21 protein-coding genes and 1 tRNA gene are annotated in these 22,557 nt (G+C 64.5%); 8 read left to right on the top strand and 14 right to left on the bottom strand.

What is annotated here, in order from left to right:
• Positions 1–27 precede the first annotated feature (27 nt).
• Positions 28–1,650, top strand: coding sequence for an AMP-binding protein (locus QP965_RS05145; protein WP_284844306.1), 1,623 nt, complete (start codon positions 28–30; stop codon positions 1,648–1,650).
• 69 nt (positions 1,651–1,719) lie between these two features.
• Here QP965_RS05145 and QP965_RS05140 read toward each other — a convergent pair.
• Positions 1,720–1,795 (bottom strand) — tRNA-Thr (locus QP965_RS05140).
• A gap of 76 nt (positions 1,796–1,871) precedes the next feature.
• Positions 1,872–3,110 (bottom strand): DNA polymerase III subunit delta', encoded by a 1,239-nt coding sequence (locus tag QP965_RS05135; RefSeq protein WP_284844305.1) that lies wholly within the window; start codon positions 3,108–3,110, stop codon positions 1,872–1,874.
• Between QP965_RS05135 and QP965_RS05130 the strand changes: the two genes are divergently transcribed.
• Positions 3,109–4,641: an adenylate/guanylate cyclase domain-containing protein gene (locus tag QP965_RS05130; RefSeq protein WP_284844304.1), complete on the top strand. Its 1,533-nt coding sequence runs from the start codon at positions 3,109–3,111 to the stop codon at positions 4,639–4,641. The genes QP965_RS05135 and QP965_RS05130 overlap by 2 nt on opposite strands.
• Before the next feature lie 11 nt (positions 4,642–4,652).
• The gene (locus tag QP965_RS05125) at positions 4,653–5,891 is read left to right on the top strand and encodes a DUF418 domain-containing protein (RefSeq protein ID WP_284844303.1); all 1,239 of its coding nucleotides are present in this window, start codon (positions 4,653–4,655) and stop codon (positions 5,889–5,891) included.
• On the opposite strand, the gene QP965_RS05120 is transcribed toward QP965_RS05125, so the two are convergent.
• Both QP965_RS05120 and topA read right to left on the bottom strand, forming a co-directional pair.
• The gene (locus QP965_RS05120; protein WP_284844302.1) at positions 5,841–6,437 is read right to left on the bottom strand and encodes a hypothetical protein; all 597 of its coding nucleotides are present in this window, start codon (positions 6,435–6,437) and stop codon (positions 5,841–5,843) included. The two genes, QP965_RS05125 and QP965_RS05120, sit on opposite strands and share 51 nt — an antisense overlap.
• Positions 6,438–6,455: 18 nt before the next feature.
• Positions 6,456–9,431, bottom strand: a complete 2,976-nt coding sequence (gene topA / locus QP965_RS05115) for a type I DNA topoisomerase (RefSeq protein ID WP_284844301.1) — start codon at positions 9,429–9,431, stop codon at positions 6,456–6,458.
• 248 nt (positions 9,432–9,679) lie between these two features.
• Between topA and QP965_RS05110 the strand changes: the two genes are divergently transcribed.
• Positions 9,680–10,309, top strand: a complete 630-nt coding sequence (locus QP965_RS05110) for a DedA family protein (protein WP_200435935.1) — start codon at positions 9,680–9,682, stop codon at positions 10,307–10,309.
• Between the two features lie 44 nt (positions 10,310–10,353).
• Here the strand turns inward: QP965_RS05110 and QP965_RS05105 are convergent, their stop codons facing one another.
• Positions 10,354–10,557, bottom strand: coding sequence for a cold-shock protein (locus QP965_RS05105; protein WP_204610420.1), 204 nt, complete (start codon positions 10,555–10,557; stop codon positions 10,354–10,356).
• A gap of 176 nt (positions 10,558–10,733) precedes the next feature.
• Here QP965_RS05105 and QP965_RS05100 point away from each other — a divergent pair, with 176 nt between their 5' ends.
• Positions 10,734–13,097, top strand: coding sequence for a Zn-binding domain-containing protein (locus tag QP965_RS05100; RefSeq protein ID WP_284844300.1), 2,364 nt, complete (start codon positions 10,734–10,736; stop codon positions 13,095–13,097).
• A gap of 23 nt (positions 13,098–13,120) precedes the next feature.
• Here the strand turns inward: QP965_RS05100 and QP965_RS05095 are convergent, their stop codons facing one another.
• Genes QP965_RS05095 through ssd form a run of 7 tightly spaced genes read right to left on the bottom strand, consistent with a single transcriptional unit; the run spans position 13,121 to position 17,639 of the window.
• Entirely contained in the window at positions 13,121–13,447 is a 327-nt protein-coding gene (locus QP965_RS05095) for an Rv3654c family TadE-like protein (RefSeq protein WP_284844299.1), read from the bottom strand.
• Positions 13,440–13,754, bottom strand: coding sequence for a hypothetical protein (locus tag QP965_RS05090; protein ID WP_005323101.1), 315 nt, complete (start codon positions 13,752–13,754; stop codon positions 13,440–13,442). The genes QP965_RS05095 and QP965_RS05090 overlap by 8 nt, the downstream gene beginning before the upstream one ends.
• A 55-nt stretch (positions 13,755–13,809) precedes the next feature.
• Positions 13,810–13,998, bottom strand: coding sequence for a DUF4244 domain-containing protein (locus QP965_RS05085; protein ID WP_198492408.1), 189 nt, complete (start codon positions 13,996–13,998; stop codon positions 13,810–13,812).
• A 24-nt stretch (positions 13,999–14,022) separates the two neighbouring features.
• Entirely contained in the window at positions 14,023–14,619 is a 597-nt protein-coding gene (locus QP965_RS05080) for a type II secretion system F family protein (protein WP_284844298.1), read from the bottom strand.
• Complete coding sequence (locus tag QP965_RS05075) at positions 14,616–15,404, bottom strand: type II secretion protein F (protein ID WP_239278487.1); 789 nt, start codon at positions 15,402–15,404, stop codon at positions 14,616–14,618. Before QP965_RS05075 ends, QP965_RS05080 begins: the two co-directional genes overlap by 4 nt.
• Positions 15,397–16,575 carry a TadA family conjugal transfer-associated ATPase gene (locus QP965_RS05070; protein WP_284815668.1) on the bottom strand — a complete coding sequence of 393 codons (1,179 nt, stop codon included), beginning with the start codon at positions 16,573–16,575 and terminating at the stop codon, positions 15,397–15,399. The genes QP965_RS05075 and QP965_RS05070 overlap by 8 nt, the downstream gene beginning before the upstream one ends.
• Positions 16,572–17,639: a septum site-determining protein Ssd gene (gene ssd / locus QP965_RS05065; RefSeq protein ID WP_284815670.1), complete on the bottom strand. Its 1,068-nt coding sequence runs from the start codon at positions 17,637–17,639 to the stop codon at positions 16,572–16,574. The genes QP965_RS05070 and ssd overlap by 4 nt, the downstream gene beginning before the upstream one ends.
• A 458-nt stretch (positions 17,640–18,097) precedes the next feature.
• On the opposite strand from ssd, the gene QP965_RS05060 reads away from it, so the two are divergent.
• Complete coding sequence (locus QP965_RS05060) at positions 18,098–18,976, top strand: HAD family hydrolase (RefSeq protein WP_284844296.1); 879 nt, start codon at positions 18,098–18,100, stop codon at positions 18,974–18,976.
• Here the strand turns inward: QP965_RS05060 and QP965_RS05055 are convergent.
• A complete protein-coding gene (locus tag QP965_RS05055) occupies positions 18,973–19,689 on the bottom strand; it encodes an oxidoreductase (protein WP_284844295.1) in 717 nt (238 codons plus the stop codon). The genes QP965_RS05060 and QP965_RS05055 overlap by 4 nt on opposite strands.
• 105 nt (positions 19,690–19,794) lie before the next feature.
• Here QP965_RS05055 and QP965_RS05050 point away from each other — a divergent pair, with 105 nt between their 5' ends.
• Positions 19,795–20,301 (top strand): phage holin family protein, encoded by a 507-nt coding sequence (locus QP965_RS05050; RefSeq protein WP_239278546.1) that lies wholly within the window; start codon positions 19,795–19,797, stop codon positions 20,299–20,301.
• Between the two features lie 121 nt (positions 20,302–20,422).
• Positions 20,423–21,337 carry an alpha/beta fold hydrolase gene (locus tag QP965_RS05045; RefSeq protein WP_284844294.1) on the top strand — a complete coding sequence of 305 codons (915 nt, stop codon included), beginning with the start codon at positions 20,423–20,425 and terminating at the stop codon, positions 21,335–21,337.
• Here the strand turns inward: QP965_RS05045 and QP965_RS05040 are convergent.
• A complete protein-coding gene (locus QP965_RS05040; RefSeq protein ID WP_239278480.1) occupies positions 21,334–22,530 on the bottom strand; it encodes a MarP family serine protease in 1,197 nt (398 codons plus the stop codon). The genes QP965_RS05045 and QP965_RS05040 overlap by 4 nt on opposite strands.
• Between the last annotated feature and the right edge of the window lie 27 nt (positions 22,531–22,557).

The following is a 22,557-nucleotide window of genomic DNA, read 5'->3' as shown; positions in this document are numbered from 1 at the left end:
CTTCGCTAATTTGGAGCTTTCCCGATCGTGAATTTTTCTGATTTCACATTCCACGCTGCAGCCCTCGGCCGGTTCGTGCCGGCGCTTCTTAACGCCGGACTCGTCAGCCACCAAGGCGGCGCGAAGGCCCAGCTCAATCTGCTGCCGAACCTGGCCCGCTACCGCTTCACCACCGCGCGCGAGATCGAACAAGGCTACCTCGCCTGCCCGGAGCGCTTGGCGCTTATCGACGACGACGGCACCCTCACCTACCGCCAGCTGCGCACCCACACGCAGGGATTCGCCCGCTACCTCCGCTCGCTGGACCTGCCCGAGATTCGCCTCGGCGTCATGGCACGCAACGGCCGCGGCATCATCATTCCGCTCGGCGCCAAGGGCTATGTGGGCGCTTCTATTTACCTGCTCAACGTGGGTTCCTCCCCAGAACAGCTGGCCGGCTGCATTGAAGAAAACGGCATCAACGTGCTCGTCGTAGATGATGAGTTTATCGACCGCGTGGACACCGATATCCCGGTCATCATCGCGCACGACACGGGCGCAAGCGATCTGCCAAAGCTCGATAAAATTGTGAAGAACCCGCCGGCCGTGGAGCTGCCGCGCTTCCCCAAGCACGGCCCAATCGTGCTCATGTCCTCCGGCACCACGGGCATTCCGAAGGGCATTGTACGACCGGAGCCAACCCTGCCGGTGGTGCTGGCCTCCATCGTGGATACGATTCCGTGGCGCGCCGACCAGCGCCTGCAGCTCACCGCCTCCATTTTTCATACCTGGGGCTGGGCCTGCATCAATATTGCCCTTGGCCTGCGCAATACCATCGTCACCCGCCGCGTATTCGACGCGGAGCAGGTGCTTGACGACGTCCAGCGCTACCGCCTCGATGGCATGATTTCCTCCCCCATCTTCTTTAAGCGCTTGGTGGAGCGGGACCCGGCCGGCGAGTTCGATACCTCGAGCCTGAAATTCATTGCCTCGGCCGGCAATGCGCTGACCCCGGAGGTGGTCAAGGAGACCAATGAGCGCTTCGGCGCCATCCTGTGCAACGTGTACGGATCCACCGAGCTCGCACTGGCAACGACCGCCACCATGGACCAGGTGGCCGCCAACCCCACCATCGCCGGGCGCGTGGCCTCAGGCACGAAGCTGCGCATCCTCGATAAGGAGGGCCACCCGGTTCCGCGCGGCGAGGTGGGAGAGATCTACCTGACCAACTCCACCGCGATGACCGGCTATACCAACCCGAACCTGCGGCTCAATAAGGTGGACGGGCTCATCTCCATCGGCGATTTGGGCTACATTGACGAGCACGACTTCCTGCACGTGGTCGGCCGCGCCGATGACATGATCATCGTCGGCGGCGAAAACGTCCACCCGCAGTCCGTCACCGAGGTCCTCGAGGCCATGCCCGGCATCCACGAGGTCCACGCCGGTGGCGTAAAGGATAGCGAGACTTTCCAGCGCATCGCCGTGTGGGCGGTGCCTACTGCCGACGCCGCTGGAAAGGCCCTCACCGCCGACGCCATCCGCGACTGGGTCCGCACCAAGCTTGCCGATCACTCCGTTCCGCGCGACGTGCACTTCCTGGCCAAGCTCCCGCGCAACGCTACCGGCAAGGTGGTCCCGCGCCTGCTTAATAACCACGGCGGGGCTTAGCGCGCCGCCGCCACAACGCGCTTTCCCCAAAACCGCGAAAGGCCGCAGGCTATACACCTGCGGCCTCTGTGGAGCCGCCTGCGAGAATCGAACTCGCGACCTTTTCATTACGAGTGAAATGCTCTACCGACTGAGCTAAGGCGGCGCGCTGCTTGGCATGCGCCAGTGCAGCAAGAGAGAGTTTAACCTAGGGGCGCCGCGGAATAGAAATCGGGCCCCGCCTACAGGCACGCACGGCGCAGGCGGCCCACCAACCCGTCGAAGGCAATCTGCGTGCCGACGTTTTGGGTCAGCTGCTCGCGGCACAGCGTAATGGCCGCCTGGCAGTCCAGCAGGCCTTCCTCGCTCACGCGCTGCGCGATCTCGCCAGAAAGTCCAGCGAAGTCCGGGTGGGTGAGATCCACCTGCGCGCCCACCTTCTGCATGAGTGCATCGCGGTAGACGCCGGAGAGATCAACAAGCACAAGGTCCAGGTTGTCGATCACCCGGCGCTTCGCCCGCTTTTTGTGCTGGTCCTGCAGTTCCTTGATGGCGGAGCGGGCGTCGCGCTGCGCCTTGGCCGCGCCTTTGCCCTTCGCACCGACGCCGAGGGTCTGTTCCAACTTCGCCAGCTCGGCCTCTTCTTGTTCCTTGTGCGAGTCCTTCGCCTCCGCGTCCACCATCTTCAGCAGCGAGGTCACCGCTTGGAAGCCCTGAGAGCCGTGGAAGACCTCTTCTGCCAGGTTGATGGCCACCGCGCGGCGCTTTTGCACGGCCGGATCGTTGACTAGGCGCCGCGCCCTGCCGACGTGGCGGAGGGAGGTAAGGGCGGCCAAGTGGGCGTCGTGATCCGAGGCGCCCTCGCTGACCAACTGGGCGGTAATGCTCTCCACCGACGGGGAGGGGATGTAGAGGTGGCGGCAGCGCGAGCGGAGGGTTTGGGAGAAGTCCTCGGGGGCGTCGGAAGGAGCGCACATGATAATCACGGTGCGCGCCGGCGGCTCCTCCACCGTCTTGAGCAGGGCATTCGCGCCGTTATTGTTCAGGCGGTCGGCATTATTGAAGATCACCACGCGCCAAGGCGCCACCGTGGGCAGGCTCGCCGCGCGGCCGATGACCTCGCGCACCGTATCCACGGGAATGATGACCTCCTGCGGATCCACGAGGACCAAATCGGTGTGCTGTTTGGTCTCCAGCACCGCGCGGCAGGCCTCGCACCGGCCGCAGCCCGGCTCCTCCGGGTCCGTGCACATGAGCGCGGCCGCAAAATCGATGGCGGCCAAGGAACGGCCGGAGCCCGGCGGGCCGGTAAATAGCCAGGAATGGCTCATCGCCCGCGGGTCTGCCCCCGGCATCCCCCTGGCCGCCCGAGCGGCGCCCAGGATGGTACGGGCCACACCTGGGGTATCTGCCAATCTTTGCGCAACGCTTCCGGTATTCACTCGCCCTAGCCTACTGGTCTTACTAAAGTATGAAAGCATGAACAGACTACTGCGCGGCGCACGATGGCTCATGGGTACCCAATGGCCGGTCTACGCCGCCTTAGTCCTTGGTGCGAACCTCATCGGTGCCATCGCCATCATGACCTTTGTCCTTTATTTCCTACCGATGCCGGAGATTAAGGATTTTGCCGCCGAGCTGCCCAGCCTGATGGGCGTCGCCGCGGTGTACCTCATCTTTGCCGTAGTCATCGGCATCGCCGTCACCCTGCTGCTTTTCCGCCCGGTGCTGGACTGGCAGCGCAACCCGGACGAGCACGATCCGAATATGGTGCGCAACTTGGTCATGCGCATCCCCGTCTACCAATCCGTGGTGGCGGCCGCGGTGTGGCTCATCGGCATCATCCTGGCCGTGGTGATTTCCGGCCGGGAATCCGGCAGCCTCGGGCTCGTCGTAGGCGTGTCCGCCACCCTGGCCGGCCTCGTAGTGGTCATCTTGACCTACCTGCAGGCAGAACGCCTCGTGCGCCCGGTGGCCGCCCAGGCGGTGGCACGCCGCTTCGAGGATGCCACCCTGGAGCCGCCCATCAAGTACCGCCTCATTTCGGCCTGGCTGATGACCTCCGGCGTGCCGCTGGTCGGCATCTTGCTGGTGCTCATCGCCCAGAGCACCGGGCTCTTCTCCGGCACCGCAGGAGACCTGGTTCCCGCCATCACGGCCCTGGCACTTACCGCCCTGGCCACCGGGTTTATCGGTACTAGCTTCGCGGTGATGAGCGTGGTGGACCCGATTGTGGAGCTGCAGGACGCCATTAACCGGGTGCGCCGCGGCGAGAACAATGCCGAGGTCGATATCTATGACGGGTCCGAGCTGGGCGTACTGCAGGCCGGTTTCAACGAGATGATGCGTGGCCTGCGCGAGCGCCAGCGCGTGCGCGATATCTTCGGCCGCTACGTCGGCGCCGAGGTGGCGCAGCGCGCCCTAGAGGAGCGCCCCGAGTTGGGCGGCGAGGACCGCAAGGTCGCGGTGCTCTTCATTGACGTCATCGGTTCTACTACCTTCGCCGTCAACCACTCCCCCGAGGAGGTAGTGGAGGAGCTCAATAAGTTCTTCGAGCACGTCGTCGAGGTGGTGCACCGCAACAAGGGCATCATTAATAAGTTCCAGGGTGATGCCGCGCTGGCTGTCTTCGGCGCGCCGCTCAACGTTTATGATTCCGCTTCCATGGCCCTGCAGGCCGCCCGCGAGCTGCGCGGCGAGTTGCGCGGGCTGGAGCTGCAGGCGGGCATCGGCGTGGCGGCGGGGCACGTCGTCGCCGGGCACATCGGCGGCGCGGATCGCTTCGAATACACCGTCATCGGTGACGCCGTGAACGAGGCTGCGCGCCTAACCGAGCTGGCCAAGGACACCCCGGGCCAGGTGCTTACCAACGCCGCCACGCTCAAGACCGCCAATGAGGCCGAGCAGGCCCGCTGGACTATGATGAAATCCATTGAGCTGCGCGGGCGTCACCGCATGACCCAGCTGGCTCGCCCTATCCGCGCTACCCTGGCAGAACGTTCCGAGGTATAACGAGGTTTTCAGTGAGCTCAGCTTCCCGGCCCCGCATGATCGTGCCCGATGTGGCGCGCGGCATGGCCCTTCTAGGCATCGCCATGGCCAATATGACCACGGCATGGATCATCACCACCGACCGGCCGGGCAGCTATTTCGGCGGCATCATCGATGGCAGCGCGTGGGATAAGGCGGCCGTCGTCTTTGGCGCCTTCTTTGTCCACAACCGCGGACTGCCCATGTTCTCTACCCTGCTCGGCTTTGGCGTGGGACTCATTGCGATGAGTCTGTGGCGGCGCGGGTTTCCGGTGCGGGCGGCACGCGGGGTCATCGCCAAGCGCTATGCCTTCTTGGCCGCGATGGGCGCAGTGCACTTGGTGCTGCTGTTTTGGGGCGACATTATGTTCTTCTATGGCGTGGCCGGAATTATCATCGCCTTCCTGCTGCGCAAGCGGGATTCTACCCTCATGCTCGTTGCTTATATTTTGTTCGCACTGTGCGCACTGGGCGGGGTGGTAGCCTTCATTTCCGGTGCTGCGGATCCCAGCGGCGTGGTGGCCACGGAGGGCATTGGCACCATCGAGTCCTACCCCGATCTGCTGCTTAGCCAGCTTATTACCCTCGGCAGCCAGGCCATTGCCACGCCAATCATTGTGCTGATGTACCTGCCCGTCATGCTGGTGGGCTTTGTGTGGGCGCGCCAGGGCGTGCTTGCCGACGTCCCCTCTCACCGCCCCACCCTCCTACGCTGGGTCGCCATTGCGGTGGCCATCACCGTCGTAATCGGTACCTTATGGTCTTTGAGCACGCTGGGGGTCATCGAGCAACGCTGGGCCAATGCGGCCAATAATGCCAACGCTTTCATCGGAGTCTTTACCGGGCCTGGCATCCTGGCCGGGCTCGCGCTGCTACTGCAGCCGGTGCAGGAGCGGCTTTCGGCCGGCGCGCCACTGCCCGCAGTGCTGTGGCCCTTTGCGGCGCTGGGCAAGCGCTCCATGAGCGGCTACGTAGGGCAGTCCATTCTCTTTTTCTTCCTCGTGCACCCATTCACGCTGAACTTCGGCCACGAACTGGGCGCCTTTGGCCAAGCCGCGCTGGCCTTCGCGGTGTGGCTGGCCACGCTTATCGGGGCCTGCGTGCTGGAAGTCTTCGACCGCCGCGGACCTTTTGAGGCCGTGCACCGCCGCCTGTCCTACGGCCCGACGATGCAGCCGCAGTTACCGGGTGCGGCGCAGGCCATCAAGGAGCAGCAGGTGGCCGACAACTAGGGCGCCCGCCTCGGCCGCGCCCACTAGGCGCGCCCCCTGCTTCCGCTTACCGCGATATCGCTGCGCGAGCCCCGCGCGCAGGGCCGTCAGCCCCTCGGCCACAACGAGCAGGTTGGCGCCGTGGCTCATGCCCTTGCCAGCATCGGTGCGCAGCGCTGGGTCTCCCGCCAAAGCCGAGGTCGTGAGCACCGCCGCGCCGCCCACCGCGACGGCTGCGGCCGTCGGCTGTGTGCGAGTGGCGGCAACGCCCGCGCCCCATGCGGCCGCGCGCAGGCCCCAGCCCAGGGCATCATTGCGCGCGCCGCGGCGATAGAGGCTCCACGCATAGGCGGCATGGTTCGCCGTTACGGCCGCCACGCCGAGCGCCGAAGGCCGAGTCAGCCGGCGGGCCTTTTCCACTTGGCCAATGGCTCCGGCTACAACTCCGGCGCCTACGGCGGGTTCTTCGCGAACCGCGGCCAAAACCTCCGGCCGCGCGCTGATATCGGTGACGGCGCGCCACAGGGCCGCGGCGCCTTCTTGGGTGCGGGCAAGAAAATCGTTCATGCCCGCCACCTTACGCGGTTACTTCTTGCGCGAGCCGGCCTTTACCACGTTTTTCGTGCCGGGCGAAGGCTTCTTAGTTGCCTTCTTGCCAGCCTTCTTCGTGGACTTTTTGGTGGCCTTCTTGGTTGCCTTTTTCTTCGTCGTCTTCTTAGAGGACTTCTTGGTGGACTTCTTCTTGGTCTCGCCGGAAGCTTCCTTGGCGCGGCGCTCGGAAAGGAGTTCGTTCGCGCGGGCGTCGGTAAGCTGCTCCGGGTCATCGCCGCGGCGCAGGGAGGCATTGGTGGTGCCGTCGGTGACATAGGGTCCGAAGCGGCCGTCCTTGACGGTCATGGGCTTGCCGGAGACGTCGTTATCGCCCAGCTGCTTAATCGGCGGCTGGGCCGCAGCGCGGCCGCGACGCTTCGGCTCGGCGTAGATGCGGCGGGCCTCGTCCAAGGTGATGGTGAAGATCTGCTCTTCCTTAGCCAGCGAGCGCGAATCGGTACCCTTCTTCAGATACGGGCCATAGCGGCCGTTCTGCGCGGTGATCATCACGCCGTCGTCCTCGCCCACCTCGCGCGGCAGGGAAAGCAGCTTGAGGGCCTCCTCCAAAGTCACGGTGGAGGGTTCCATGGAGCTAAACAGCGAAGCCGTACCCGGCTTGAGCTTGTTCTCGATGTACTCCTTGACGCGCTTTTCCTTCTGCTTTGCGGCCGTCTTGGTTTCCCAATTCTTGGCGCGCTTGCCTTCCTCGGCGCGCTGCTTGTCTTCCTCGGCACGCTCCTTGGCGACGACCTCCTCGGCCTCACCCTCGGCCTTCTCCCGCTCATCCTCGCGGACAACCTCGGTAACGTACGGTCCGAAGCGGCCCTCCTTGGCCACAATCATGCGGCCGTTTTCCGGGTTCTCGCCCAGCTCGCGGCCGCCCTGCGGAGTGGCGAAGAGCTTTTCCGCCAGCTCCTCGTTCAGGCCGTCCGGGGTGACGGTTTCGGATAGGTTAGCGCGCTGATACTCGATGCTTCCGTCATCGTTGGTACCAACGGCGCGCTCGATATACGGGCCGTAGCGGCCCACGCGGACGAAGACGTCGCGGCCCTCGGTGTCGGTATAAAGCAGTAGCGAGTTGACCTTGCGGGCGTCTATGGCTTCCAGGTTGACGTCGATAAGCGACTTCAAGCCGCCGTGACGGGCAATGGAAGCTGCCTTCTGCTCGTTGGCCTCGGCGTTGCCAAAGTAAAAACCATTGAGCCAAGCGGTGCCGTCCTCGATACCGGTGGCAATCTGGTCTAGCTCGTCTTCCATGGAAGAGGTGAAGTCATAATCCACCAGCTCGGTGAAGTTCTCCTCCAGCAGGCCCACGACGGCGAAGGCAACCCAGGAGGGCACCAACGCATTGCCGCGCGAGACCACATAGCCGCGGTCCTGGATGGTCTTGATGATGGACGCGTAGGTGGACGGGCGACCGATGCCCAGGTCCTCCATCTTCTTGACCAGGCTGGCTTCGGTATAGCGCGCCGGCGGGTTGGTGGAATGGCCCTCGGCGGAGACCTCCTTGGCGGTCAGGGCGCGGCCCTCCTCCAAGTGCGGCAGGCGGGTCTCGCCCTTCTTGTCACCCTTGGCGTCGTCCGCGCCGTAGGCCTTCAGGAAGCCGGGGAAGGTAATGGTGCGGCCGGTGGCGGAAAATTCCACGTCATAGCTGCCGTTATCCGTAGTGGCATTGCCCGCCACGGTGACCTTCATCGAGGTTCCCTTGGCATCGGCCATCTGGGAGGCGACGGTGCGCTTCCAAATCAGGTCATAGAGCTTAAACTCCTCCGCATCCAATTGGCCGGAGAGCTGGCCCGGGGTTGCGAAGGACTCGCCGGCCGGGCGGATAGCCTCGTGGGCCTCCTGGGAGTTTTTCACCTTGCGGTCATACACGCGCGGGGAATCAGAGACGTACTCTGCGCCATAGATGCTGGTAGCGGAATTGCGCGCAGCGGACAGGCCCTGCTTGGACAGCGAGGTGGAGTCCGTACGCATATAAGTAATGTGGCCGTTTTCGTACAGGCGCTGCGCAATGCGCATGGTGCGCTCAGAGGTAAAGTGCAGGCGGCGGCCAGCCTCCTGCTGCAGCGTCGAGGTCATAAACGGCGCATAGGGCTTGCGCGTATAGGGCTTGTGTTCGACCCCAGCGACTTCCATGCCCGCGCCTTGGAGCGCAGACTCCAAGGCCTTGGCCTGCGGCTCGGTGATGACGATGACGTCTTTGCTCTTGACGTTTCCGCGGTCATCAAAGTCGCGGCCCAAGGCCACGCGCTTGCTATTGACGGCCGTGAGGCGGGCGTCGAAAGTAGCGGGGTTGTCCGCGTCCGCAGCGCCGGTATCTAGCGTGGCGGCTAGGTCCCAATAGTCCGCAGGGATGAACGCCATGCGCTCGCGCTCGCGCTCGACGATGACGCGGGTGGCCACCGACTGCACGCGGCCGGCAGAAAGCCGCGGCATGACCTTCTTCCACAGCACCGGGGAGACCTCATAGCCGTAGAGTCGGTCGAGGATGCGGCGGGTTTCCTGGGCGTCGATAAGGTTGTAATCCAGATCGCGGGTATTGTCCGCGGCCTCTAGGATCGCGGACTTGGTGATCTCGTTAAAGACCATTCGGCGCACCGGAACCTTGGGCTTGAGCACCTCTAGCAGGTGCCAGGCGATGGCCTCGCCCTCGCGGTCGGGGTCTGTTGCGAGGTAGAGCTGATCGCACTGCTTCAGCTTGGACTTGAGGTCCGCGACCTTTTTCTTCTTATCGGGGCTCACCACATACAGCGGGGCGAAGTCATCCTCCGGGTTCACGCCGAGGCGCGCCCAGGATTCCTTCTTATACTTAGCCGGCACGTCCGCAGCGCCGCGGGGAAGATCGCGGATATGGCCCACGGAGGCCTCCACGATGTAGTTATCTCCGAGGTAAGGCTGAATCTTCTTCGCCTTCGTCGCCGACTCGACGATCACCAAGGTCTTTCCCGGCCCGGCTGCTTCTGCCACTTCGACTTCATCCCTTTCGATGATGCGAACAATAAGGTATGCACGCTTTCAGCAATCGCCCCTAGCGTACACAGTTGATCTGCATTTCCTTTCTCGCACCATATACGCGGTACTGCCAAAAGGCCGTTTTCAGGGGCACTATGTACCCCCACGGAACGGGTCTATACTGGCCTACTTAGAACGCCCAGTAGCTGTGAAAGCATTGTGGGGCACGATAGCACACCCAAGACGACGCCCGGGGAGGATTCATGGTTGACACCATCACTATGTGGATCGAAACCGTCATGTCCACAGAGTGGATCTACCCGCTGGTCGGCGTGCTGATCTTCGGTGACTGCTTCTTCCCCGTCCTGCCGTCTGAAATCCCGCTCAATATGGCCGGCGCTTGGTCCGGCTCCCAGGGCTTTCCACACCTGCCCACCATGTTTTTTGTAGCGCTCATTGCCGCCATGATGGGCGATAATCTCTGTTTCCTGCTGGGCACGCGCTTCATGCCCCTGCTCCAGCGCGTACCTAAGGGATCGAAGGCCTACGAGGGGCTCAACTGGGTCAAGCGCAATATGCGCCGCGGCGGCGGTGCGGCCATTATTATTGCCCGCTTCATTCCTTCAGCGCGCCTGTTTATGACCATCCTGCTGGGGTCCATGCGCTTCCCGTGGATCGTCTTTGTTTTCTTCGACACCATTGGCGTCGCGCTCTGGGCGGCCCAGGCACTCGCCATTGGATACTTGGGCGGCATGGCCTTTTCCAATTCGCCCGTGCTGGCCGTGGTGGTCAGCATCATCGCCGCCGTCATCATCGGCGTGGGCCTGCAGAAACTGCAGAATAAGTTCACCGAGTGGTGGGATACCCGCCGCGGCTACGCCGAAACGCCTTAACAGGAAGGCCAAAGCGGGAAGGCCTGAGCGAGGGAGCCGGCCGCCTAAACTACGGACACGGACTGGGCCTGCTCACCCTTCGGGCCGGAGCCTACCTCGAACGTGACCTGCTGGTTTTCTTCTAGGGTGCGAAAGCCGCTGCCCTGGATCTCGGAGTAGTGGACGAAGATATCGCCTTCGCCGTCCGCACGCTCGATGAAGCCGTAGCCCTTTTCAGAGTTAAACCACTTAACGGTTCCTTGTGCCATGGTGTGCAGTCCTTTTCTTGATTAGCGGTGCGGCGATTCCGCGCCGAGGGGTTCGGTAAATGCGTCCTTTAGCAGTACCTTAAAGTGTAAACACCGCACCAAGACATCATTGGCCTCATATCAGTGTGACACGTTCCACGCCAAAGCGATAGGCCTAACTCACGAGGGGGTAGAAATTGGCTCACCCGGAAACGGATAATCCCCCGGGAGAAGAGCTCCTCGAGTTCATCCAGCGCCGCCTCGATGAGTCCACTCTCACATTTCAGACCACCCTGCCGCCGCAGCGCGCGCAGTATGCCGAGTGGCCCGAGTGGGTGCTGCCGGAATTAAAGGAGAAGCTGGTAGATGGGGGCGTCGGCAAGCTATATAGGCATCAGGCTGAGCTCGCGCAAGCCGCCTGGGCCGGTGAGGATGCCGTGATTTCTACCGGCACATCCTCGGGAAAGTCCCTGGGCTACCAGCTGCCCATCCTGAGCCGGCTAGCGCAGGAGCCAACCACCTGCGCGCTCTATCTCACCCCCACCAAGGCACTGGGCTCGGACCAGCTGCAGGCCGTGCTCGAGCTGTGCCGGGGCATTCCGGCGCTCAGGGACGTAGTGCCCTCGCCCTATGACGGCGATACGCCGCAGGAATCCCGCGCGGGCGTGCGCGATCATTCGCGGTTCATTTTCTCCAATCCGGATATGGTGCATATGTCCCTGCTGGCGGCGCACGCGCGGTGGGCGCGGCTGCTGCGGCACCTGGAGTTCATCGTCATCGATGAATGCCATTCCTACCGGGGCGTATTCGGCGCCAACGTAGCGCTGGTGCTGCGGCGCCTGCTGCGCCTGTGCGCGCACTATGGCTCGCGGCCGACGGTTATTTATGCCTCGGCCACCATGAAGGACCCGGGCCGGCATGCGCAGCGCCTTACCGGCCGACCCGCCCGCGCGATTACGGAGGACACCGCCCCCACCGGCGCGCGCACCGTGGCGCTATGGGAACCGGGTTTTATCGAAGGGGCCGAGGGCGAGCACGGGGCGCCGGTGCGCCGCGCCGCCACCACCGAGGCGGCCGAGATGATGGCCTCCTTCATCGCAGAAGGCGCGCGCACCATGACCTTTGTGCGTTCGCGCCGCTCGGCCGAGGTGGTGGCCATGCGCGCGGCCGAGGTTCTCTCCGGTAGCCTCGGCCGGCCCGATTTTGCCCAGCGCATCGCCGCCTACCGCGCCGGTTACTTGGCCGAGGACCGCCGCACGTTGGAGCGCGCGCTTGATGACGCCTCCTTGCTCGGCGTCGCCACCACCTCCGCCCTCGAGCTGGGCATCGATGTCGGTGGGCTCGATGCCGTGGTCACGGCCGGTTTCCCGGGGACCGTCGCAAGTTTTTGGCAACAGGCAGGGCGCGCCGGCCGCCGCGGGCAAGGCTCGCTCGTGGTGCTCATCGCCCGCGACGAGCCGATGGATACCTACCTGGTCCACCATCCGGAGGCACTGCTGGGTCGGCCCGTGGAGGCCAGCGTTTTCAACCCGGCCAATCCGTATATCCTCTTCGGCCACGTCTATTGCGCTGCGGTGGAAAAGCCGCTGGATGATGCCACGATTGCCGCCTGGGGCGCGCAGGATGTGGTTCACCAGCTGGCTGAATCTGGCCTGCTGCGCCGCCGCGAGCGCGGCTGGTTCGCCGTGCCCATCCCTGCCCATACGCCGGAAGAGCTCTCCCCGGAGACGGCACATACCGCGGTTTCGCTGCGCGGCGGGGCGGGCGAGGAAGTCATGATCGTAGATTCCTCCGACGGCCGCCTGCTCGGCACCATCGATGCCGCCCGCGCTACCAGCCAAGTCCACCCCGGCGCGGTGTACCTGCACCAGGGCGAAAGTTTTGTCATCGAGGAGCTCATCCTCAGCGATTACCTGGCGCTGGCCCGCCCCGAGGCCCCGGACTATTCCACGACTCCGCGCTCCACCACGGATATCCGCATCCTGCGCGAGGCCGATAACCTGGTCAATTACTCCCCAGGACTATGGGTGGCGGACGTAGAGGTGGAGGTCACCGACCGCGTCACCGGCTACCAGGTGCGGCTTGCCGACGGCACCATTGGCGACGATATCCCCCTCGATCTCCCCGAACAGCGCCTGGTCACCCGGGCGGTGGCCTACACCATCGATCCGATGGCGCTTTCCGCGATGGGAGTTACCGCCTCCGATACGCCCGGCACCTTGCACGCGGCCGAGCACGCCGCGATCGGCCTGCTACCGCTTATCGCCACCTGCGACCGCTGGGACATTGGCGGCGTGTCCACCGCGTTGCACCCCGATACGCAGCTGCCTACCGTCTTTGTCTACGACGGCCACCCCGGCGGCGCCGGTTTTGCAGAGGAGGGCTTTCGCCGCTTCCCCGAATGGATCGAGGCCACCTTCGAGGCGGTGCGCTCTTGTCCGTGCGAGGCCGGTTGCCCGTCGTGCGTGCAATCGCCCAAGTGCGGTAACGGGAACAATCCGCTGAGCAAGGACGGCGCCATCAAGCTACTGGGTGCGCTGGTCACCATGACGCAGGACTAGCCGCGCTATTGCGTCTTGCCAGCTCATACCGGCCCGGCCTTCGCTTGAGTGGACCGTCCACGAACCGTGGCAGTGACGATGACGTCGCGGCCGGATTCGGTGCAGGTTTCTAAGGCGGCGTCGTTGAGCGCGGCGGTATCGCGCGCGGCGGCACAAGCATCTTCACCCGTAGCGAGGGCCCAGGCACCGGCAACCGCCGCGAGGTCGGCCGCCACTTGGGCCTCGTGGCGCGCGGCCACCCGCGAGCCCACTGCCACCACGATAAGCAGCAGGCTCACGATGGCGACGATGATGCCGGCCGCGGCAATGGTGGCATAGCCTTCCTCGCCGCAGCGCTTCGGCCTACTCATTTCCGCCCACCTCGGCTGGAAATACCGCCTCGGAGCGCATGGTGCCGACGGGGGCATCGACGCTTACCGACGCCCTCACCAACCCACCGCTTTCTTCCACGCTGACCTGGGCATCCTCGCGCGGGGGATGGTATTCGACGCCGATGGCGTGCGAACGCGCGGCCGCGCCCGCCATATCCACCGCGGCGATATAAGATGCCAGCGTGGCAATGGCACCCACGATTCCCGCCGCGACCAAGACCAGGGAGCTTAAAGCCAAGGCGGCCTCGATGGTCACGGAGCCATCGTCATCAAATACCCTGTGCATCATTCCTCCTTTCTGCCGGCAGGATGGGCCCGCCGGCCGTGGTGAGAGAGCGGCGCTAGCTCGGGGTATTCGAGAGGGCGTCGGTAATGATGCCCTCGATGGCATCGACCACCCCGCCGCCGTTGATGACCATGTAGAGCACCCCGGCAAGCGCGGCGGCCGCCAGAGAACCCATGGCATATTCAATGGTGCTCATCCCCTCGTCATTGCGGATGAGCTGGGAATACTTCTGAAGTGCGTGCATGATTAGTGTCCTTTCATGTGAGGTTTAGAGAAGTTGTGTGCCCAAACTGATAACTACGGGCGCAAGTCCTAGAACGATGAATGCTGGCAGGAAGCACACCGCCAGCGGGAGGGCGATAAATACTCCTGCGCGCTCCGCCTGTGCTGTGGCGTGGGCGGATGCTTCCGCGCGCAAAGAAGTACAGATTCGGTGGCATCCGGCCGCGATGGTGGCGCCGGATTGGCCCGACATGATGACAAGCTGCGCTAAGTCCTCCAGCCCCGCATGGCCCTTCATGTGGCCCCACGCGGACTGCGCGGGAACGCCCACACCGAGTAGCGCAGCGACGGTCTCCCACAGTTCCTTGGTCTGGGCATCCGCGGTGCGGGCCACCGCGGTGGTGGCGCCGTGCGCGGAGAGCCCTGCGGCCAGGCACGCTGCAAAAAGTTCGACGTCGCCAGCTACTGCCAACGGATCCAGCGGTGCTGCGGGCTTGAGCTTGCTTATCAGTCCCCCGCGCGCGGTCGGGCCATCGCGCGGGGTCTTGGCGGTGGTCTCGGTTGCGCTGGCAGGTGCCAGGCGGGCGGTGTGCGGCGGCAGGCCAATGAGGGCGGCGAGGGCGATAAAGATGAGCGGGGTCATGCGGCCGCCTTCCGGATAATGACGCGCGACCAGGCGAATCCGCAGCAGGCCAGCGCCACGCCCACCACGAGGAGAATGCCACCCAATCCGCCGCCTAAAAGGAAGCCGAGCGAGTTGGCGCCCATGGCCCCTCCCATGGCGATGCCAGCTATGGGCAGGCACGCGAGCACCGTGGCGGTGGCCTGGGGTCCTTGCAGGCTGGCGGAGGTGGATTGCTGGTGGCGTCGGGAAGCGTCGAGGCGGCTTTGCGCTTGGTCGAGCAAGCTGGCCACCGCGATACCGTGGTAGGTGGACAGCTCTAATAGGTGGCCTAGGCGGTTAAGTTCCGGCAGGGCCTTGCCGCCCTGCGCATCTATCAACGCCATGTGCGGCGGCGCACCGCGCGCGGCGAGGGCGGCCGTGGATTCTAGTGCTGCGGATACCTCGCGCGGGGTGGTGGCTGGAAGGGACTCCACGCCGCGGGCAAGCGCCCCAGCCAGGGTCGCCCCTGCGCGCAGGTCCGCGGTGACCACGCCCAGGTAAGCGGCCAGCCCCTCGCGGCCGCGCCGCTCCGCCCGCGCGGCCACCAGGTCTTTGACGTACCAGGACACGCACCACGCGATAATGGCGGCGGCAATGGCAATGCTGATGCGTCCCACCGAGTAGAAGACCAGGCTGCCGCAAAAGACTGCGCCTAAGATCACCACCGAGCTGGTCTGTACCCGGCGCGTGACCGAGGCCAGGCGGCCGGCACTCGAGGGCGCGGGTATAAGCAGCGCAGCGGCAAGGATGAGGTAGCTAAGCATGGCTGGCCTCTCCGGCATGCTCTCCCAGCAGCTGCGCGGAGAATTCCGCGAAGCCGTCTGCCGGGCCAGCTTCGGCGCTCCAGATGATGCGTGGAGTCACTGGGTTTCCCTCGAGCACGCCGATATGGGCGAGGCGGCGGCCCTGTGGGGTGCGCTCCATGGTCAGCACCATGTGCACAGCCGCAGCCAATTGCGAGTGCAGCGCCGCACGGTCCAAGCCACCGAGGGCGGCGAGAGCCTCCATGCGGGCTGGTACTTCAAAGAGGGAATTGGCGTGCAGCGTGCCGGCGCCTCCGTCGTGGCCGGTGTTGAGCGCAGCGAGGAGATCCACCACCTCGCGGCCGCGGATCTCGCCCACCACGATGCGGTCCGGCCGCATGCGCAGCGCTTGGCGCAGCAGTTGTGACATCGTGACCTCGCCGCTTCCCTCCGCGTTAGCCCGGCGCGAGACCACGCTGACGCAGTGCGGGTGGTGTGGGGAGAGCTCGGCGGTGTCCTCGATAACGAGGATGCGTTCGCGCTCGGAGACGGTTCCCAAAAGCGCGGAAAGCAGGGTGGTTTTGCCGGAACCGGTGCCGCCGATGACTAGGAAGGAAATCCGCTTGTCCACCACGGCGCGCAGCAGTGCTGCGATGTCTTCAGGCAGCGTGCCATTGTCTACAAGCTGGGGCAGGGTGGTCTGCGCTTGGCGCAGTACGCGCAGGCTCAGGCAAGTCCCGGCAACCGCGGGCGGGCTTAGCAAGGCGTGGACGCGCAGCACGACACCATCGGGGCGGGTGACGCGGCCATCGGCAAAGGGCTGCGCATCATCGAGGCGCGTGCCTGAAGCTGCCGCAAGCCGGCTGGCCAGCTGGCGGACCTCGGCATCATCGCGGAAGGTGATATCGGTGCGCTCAAGGCCTTCGCCGCGGTCCATGAATACCGCGTGTGGCCCGTTGACTACGACGTCTGTGACACCCTCGCGGCCAAGCACCGCATCGAGCGGTCCCAACCCGGTGGCGTCTTGGCGCAGGCGGCGCAGCAGGTCAAGCACCGCGACGTCACTAATCACGCCTGCTTCTGCGCGAATGCGCCGGGCCAGGGCTGCCGCATCATGCACCACGTCGGGCTCGGCGGCGATGATGCGCTGCATCTTTTCCAGCGTTTCTTGTGCTGCTTTATGCTCGCTCATACGCCGACCTCCTCGAGGACCGCGCGGGCGGCCTTGCGCAAGGGTGCGGGGAGGCGCTGCGGCAGGCCGCCGATTTCCACCGCGCGGGTGAGGCCCCGGAGCGTCGGCAATTCTGCCAGCACCGTGCTGTGGACGATGCGTTCTACTTCTGCCGCGCTTAACGACGCCCACTGGCGTTGCCGCAGCACCACCACGCATCTGCGCCGCGCAGCATCGAGACGCACCAGAAGTTGCGCGGCCGACGCGGCCGAGCGCACTTCCGCGGCCACCACGATGACCACGTGGGTACAGGCATCCGGGATGGTCTCCGGGGTGCAATCCACCACGCATAACCCTTCGCCTGCATGGGCCGCCCCTACCACTCGCGCAAGCAGGTCCTTGTCCAAGCGGAAGGGATCCGCGACGGTGCTGCGCGCGGCCGAGAGCACCGCTACTCCATCAGGCGTGGATGGCAGCGCGCGGTAGAGATCGGCGGCATCGATACTGCCATCGCCCACGGTAAGCTCCGGCCAGCGCGCCCCCGGTTCCGCTTCTATACCGAGCAGGAGGTCGAGGCCGCCGGAGTATGGGTGGGCGTCGATAAGCAGGGCGCGACCGTCAGCTGCGCATTGGGTGCGGGCCAACGCGGCCGCGAAGGTCGAAGCGCCCACCCCACCGCTCGCGCCCACCACGGCGATGGTCGCACTGCCCGGCCGCGCTTCCTGCGGCGCGCCCGCAGCGGCAATGCTCGCCAGCAACTCCTTCACCTGGGCGGGGATGATAAAGGCGCTCTCCGCATGGCAGGCGAGCGCCGCCTCGTAATCAATCGGTCCGGGGTCCGCGGCCAGGAAAAGCACCGGCGCAGGCGCGGTGTCGGTGCGCCGCGCTGCTGCCACCACGCGGGCCATGAGGGAATCAACCAGCACCGCATAGGCGCCAGGCAAGCTGCGCGGAATATCGCGGGGATCGGTTACAGTCAGCACATCGTGGCTGGTAGCAGCCGCGGCGTGAACGGCCTCGGCGCGCAGCGCTTCGTCACCAATGGCGACGACGATGACGGCGGAATCAGGGTGTAGTGCGTTCATGCCTCATAGCTTGAAGCATTCGCGCAACCGCAACGAGGCTCCGGCAGCAGTGCTGTGGATAACCCGCCAGAAGTCACCATGTGGACCTAGTTTGGTTGTCGTTTCAACCAAAAATCTGTGGATAACCGGCGCCGCACGGCGGTAGATATAGGTGACGGCCCGCGCATCGGGGGGTGTGCGCGCGGGCCGTCAGTAACCCGGCCTCGGGGGGTGAGCCGGGGCAGGCCGCACGGTATATCGGGGCCTTGCACGGCTTATTATGACATGTTCGCCACCCAATCACAACAGCTAACAGCAGATTTCCACGGTCACGGCGCTGACCTGCACCGAATGCATGTTCACCCAGCGCCACCCCCACGCGGACTCCCAATCCCACATTAGTGACATACAAATCACCGCTAACATCAGCCACTTCTACACCAGCAAGCGTTAAGTGCGGCTACACTCGGCAGCACATCATGACTACTTCCCGCGAGCCCCGTCATCCCCGCCGCGCCACCACCCGCGCTGGCGGCGACCCCGCACGCACCGCGGCGTTTTTCGATCTCGATAAGACCATCATCGCCACCTCCTCGGCCTATGCGTTTGGCCGCGAGTTCCTCCACAACGGGCTCATCTCGCCGGCCGAAGCACTGCAGCTATCACTTGCTAAGGCCAGCTATATGTTCTCCGGTTTGACCAGCGAAGGCATGGATTCCACCCGCGACCAACTCACCGCAATGGTCACCGGATGGTCCGTGGACGAGGTGCGCGCCATCGCCCGCGACACCATGCATCACGTGGTCACGCCCTCCATTTATGCTGAGGCCCGCGAACTTATCCGCGCCCACCGCGCCGCTGGCCACCACGTGGTCATTGTCTCTGCCTCCGCGGCCGTGCTGGTGGACATCATCGCAGAAGAACTCGGCGTCGAGCACGTCATTGCCACCGAATTGGCAGAGGAAAACGGCCGCTTTACCGGGGAGGTGCTCTTTTATTGCAAGGGCCCCACTAAAGCAGAGGCACTGGATCAGACCGCAGCGGCAGAAAACCTCGACCTTAATGCCAGCTACGCCTACTCGGATTCCGCTACGGATATCCCGATGCTAGAAAAGGTAGGCCACCCCGTCGCCGTCAACCCAGACAAGCAACTAAAGCGCCACGCCCTCGCCCACGAGTGGAATATCCGCTCCTTTAAGGACCCGGTGCCGCTCCTTCCTGCACCGACCGCCAAGGAAATTGGAATCGGCGCTTCCGTTCTGGCGGGTACCGCGGCAGTTATCGGCGCTGGCCTGTGGCTAACGCAGCATCCGGGCCGCCCTGGCCCGCCCAAGCGGGGCCCACGGCGCGCCTCCTAGGCCGCGCGGGCAATCGCGTCGGCTTCTTTGCCACCGGCGGTCCAGGCGGCGAGGTGGGTTAAGAGGGCGTCGGCAAGCGCTGTGCGATAGTTGCCCACCGCGGCGGCATATTCGGCGCGGTGGCGGGTGTAGTAGACCTCGGGCACGGCAAAACCACGCGGGTCAAAGCCCGTATGCACCGCGGCAAGGCGGGAGGCAACGCGCGCGACGAGGCCACTGCGAGGGCCAAAGAACTCGCCGGCGGCAATCTCGGCATGGACCACGCTCGGCAGCAAGAGATCGAAGGCGGGACCGCCACCCTGCGCGATGAGCCGGCCTAACCCTTGCAAGCGCGCACTCTCGCCGGTCGGAATGCCGGTGCCTCCGGCCGCGACGTCGATGCGCGCCAGCACCTGCAGCGGTGCCCGCGCAAAGGATCGCACCGTAGCATCTAAGAGTTCTGGGGCGGCCACGGAATAGGCGCTGACAGCGCTGGCCAGCGGCCCTTCTTCCATATCTTCTGGTCCCGGGTGTGGGGGGATGGCGTGGCCGTCCAGCGCCACGCTGGCACGGGCGCCGCGCATGAGAGATTCGGCGGAGATGACCTCAAACTTGCGCAATCCTGCAGGTCGGCGGTGTGCACGGGCAATGGCAGCGGCGGCCTTTTCTGCACTTTCTTTTACCCCCGGCAGGCGAAACAGCGGGGATAACGCGTCATTTTCTGACATATCCATTAGGATAGCCGTGGAAGTCCCTAAGTATGCGTGGCACCATGGGATAATAGTGATTCCATTATTGTTGGGGACATTACAAGGTTTAGATAAACGCGAGGAGAATTAATCGTGAGCAACGATGGACTTTTTACCGACGGTACTGATCAATTTGCACCGAAGGTGAACTCGATCCCTTTGAGTGACGTGGATACATCCTCGTCCGAGACCTCGGTAGGCCAGCTGGTCTCCAACGCCACCGAGCAGATGTCCCAGCTCGTGCGCTCCGAGGTGGAACTAGCCAAGACCGAGCTGGCAGAGTCTGCTAAGAAGGGCGGCATCGGTGCAGGCCTCTTCGGCGGCGCAGGCACCATCGCGCTGTATAGCTCTTTCTTCTTTTTCTTCTTCCTGGCCGAGCTCCTCGCCGTCTGGCTGGACCGCTGGGCAGCGTTCCTGATCGTCTTCCTGATCATGATCGTTCTCGCCGGCATCCTGGCCTTCGTTGGCCTGAAGAACGTCAAGCAGGTCAAGGCCCCGCAGAAGACCATTGACTCCACCAAGGAGCTCAAGAACTTAGTTCCGGGCAAGGCGCAGAAGTCCCTGGACCGTAAGAACACCAACGGCCTCTACACCTAAACCGGCAGGCGCCACGCGTACGTGCACGCCTCTATCCGCCCTAGCTAGCCTGGGGCGGATTTTGTGTACTTCCGCCCCCTCTTCTCTACCGTTTCTGCCCCAACTATAGAAAGGCGGCACCATGGCCTTCGCACCCCTGCCCCCCTCAACGGTGGAGCTGGATGGACCTTATGCGCATGAGTTCGTCCACACCCGCGGCATTCGCCTGCACGTCGCCACGGCGGGCGATAGCACGCAGCCACTCGTGGTGCTCATCCACGGCGCCTTCGGCGGATGGTTCGATTACCAGGAGGTCATAGCGCCGATTGCACAACGCGGCTTCCACGTCGCGGCCGTGGATATGCGGGGCTTTGGTATGTCCGATAAGCCGCCCATTGATGCGGGGCAGGATATCCGCACTTTGGTGGGCGATATCAGCGGTCTTATCCAAGCCTTGGGCCACGACGACGCCTTTGTAGTAGGCGCCGATACCGGCGGCGCCGTGGCATGGTGCTTGGCGGCAGAGCGCCCTGAGCGGGTGCGCGGCCTGGCCTCCATTTCCGCCGCCCACCCGGTGGATCTGCGCCGCGCGATTGCTGCCCGGCCGTGGGACTTTGGGTGGATTAACCTGCGCTCGTTGCTGTGCCGCCTGCCGCGCGTTACCCGCGCCCAAAACCTGCTGCTTAGCCCGCGCGCCTACCGCAAGGAGTTGGAGCTGGATACGGGGCCTTCGCTTGCCGACGCCGCCCTAGACCGCATCCTCGATCTCCGCCTGCGCGCCTCCCGCATCGGCAGCGTCCGCCGTGGAATCTTGTGGAACCACCGCATGCGCACCGCCGTGGTCCCCTTGACCTGGGTAGAACTGACAGTAGAGCGTCCCGTGCTCTTCATCCACGCCCAGCAGCGACTGTGGAACCCCGTGGTCCGCCGCGCCGCCTCGCGCGCCCGCCGCGGATTTACCGCCACGACCGTCCCCGGCGCGAAGAACCTTCCGCACCTGGAAGCACCGGCGGATTTCGTTTCCACGCTAGCGGCCTGGCTACAAGAACATCGCTAGTGCGCCACGCACTCCCCGGTATCAACCGGGTGGGTAAGCCGCGTGATGTCTCCGATCTGGGCATTGACCTCATCGGCGGTTAGGGCATAGCCCGTCTCGGAATCATCCACCGAGGCACCGAAGACCACGCCGAGGACCTCGCCGGCCGTGTTGACCAGCGGCCCGCCGGAATTTCCTTGTTGGATCTTGCCGCGCACGGTGTAGGAATCGCGTTCCACGCGACCATGCGAGTAGATATCCGGGCCGGAAATGGTGATGCGATCGCGCACGCGCGCCATCTCGGCGTCGAAAGGCCCAGAGTGCGGGAAGCCCATGACCATGGCATCATCGCCCGTCTGGGCCGGGGCCTGGGCCCACGGCAGCGGATCGATGCCCAGGTCGCGCGAGTGCAGCACCGCCACATCCACATCCGGGTTGTAGTAGACCACGGTCGCGTCCTTGAGGCCCACCTTGGTATCCAAACGCACGGTCTGCGTGCCGGCCACTACGTGAGCATTGGTGATCACGTAGTCATCGGCCGCCACGAAGCCGGAACCCATGAGGCGGCGGGAGCACTCTTCGGCGTCGCCAAGCACGTGAATGATAGACGGCCGCATACGCCGCACCATCTCCGGATCCTGCACGTCTGGGTCCGGCTCTTCTACTTCCTCGGTGCTAATCGAGTTTTGCCACGGCGAGACTAGCGGCGGCAGGCCGGACTCGTTGAGCATCGCCGCCACCCCATTGGGCAGCGACGCTACCTGCGCCGGCGCGGCCGAGTTGAGCTTGCCCAAGATGCGGGAATCGCGCAGGCCCTGGCCCGCCACCCCACCTAAGTTGGTGGCCACGGGGATAGAAATGAGCCAAATAACCACCAAGGCGGCAAAGGCTTGAAAAACCGCACCCACGGCGGAATCGAGGCGCTGCGTCTTGCGCGCCTTCATGCGATCGCGCACGCTGCCACCCAACGAGGATCCGATAAGCTGCCCGACGCCCACAAAAAGCACCAGGATTCCCACCAATAGCAGCAAGCGCAGCGAGGGTTGATCCACCAAACGCAGGGCGGCCGGGGCCACGGCAATGCCTAGCACTACCCCAGCGCCCACACCAATGGAGGCCAATACCGCCGCGAGGGCACCATTGCGCCACCCACTCAGGAGCGCTATGAGGACGGCGACCACAATCAGGCCGTCAACGATGAGCGCAGGAGTCATGGCTATGGGTTCTTTCTATCTGGGAGT

The sequence above is a fragment of the Corynebacterium sp. MSK074 genome (genome assembly GCF_030229735.1).
Taxonomy (GTDB): domain Bacteria; phylum Actinomycetota; class Actinomycetes; order Mycobacteriales; family Mycobacteriaceae; genus Corynebacterium.
Note: the sequence above shows the minus strand (reverse complement) of the source record. Positions and strands in the feature narration are given on the sequence as shown.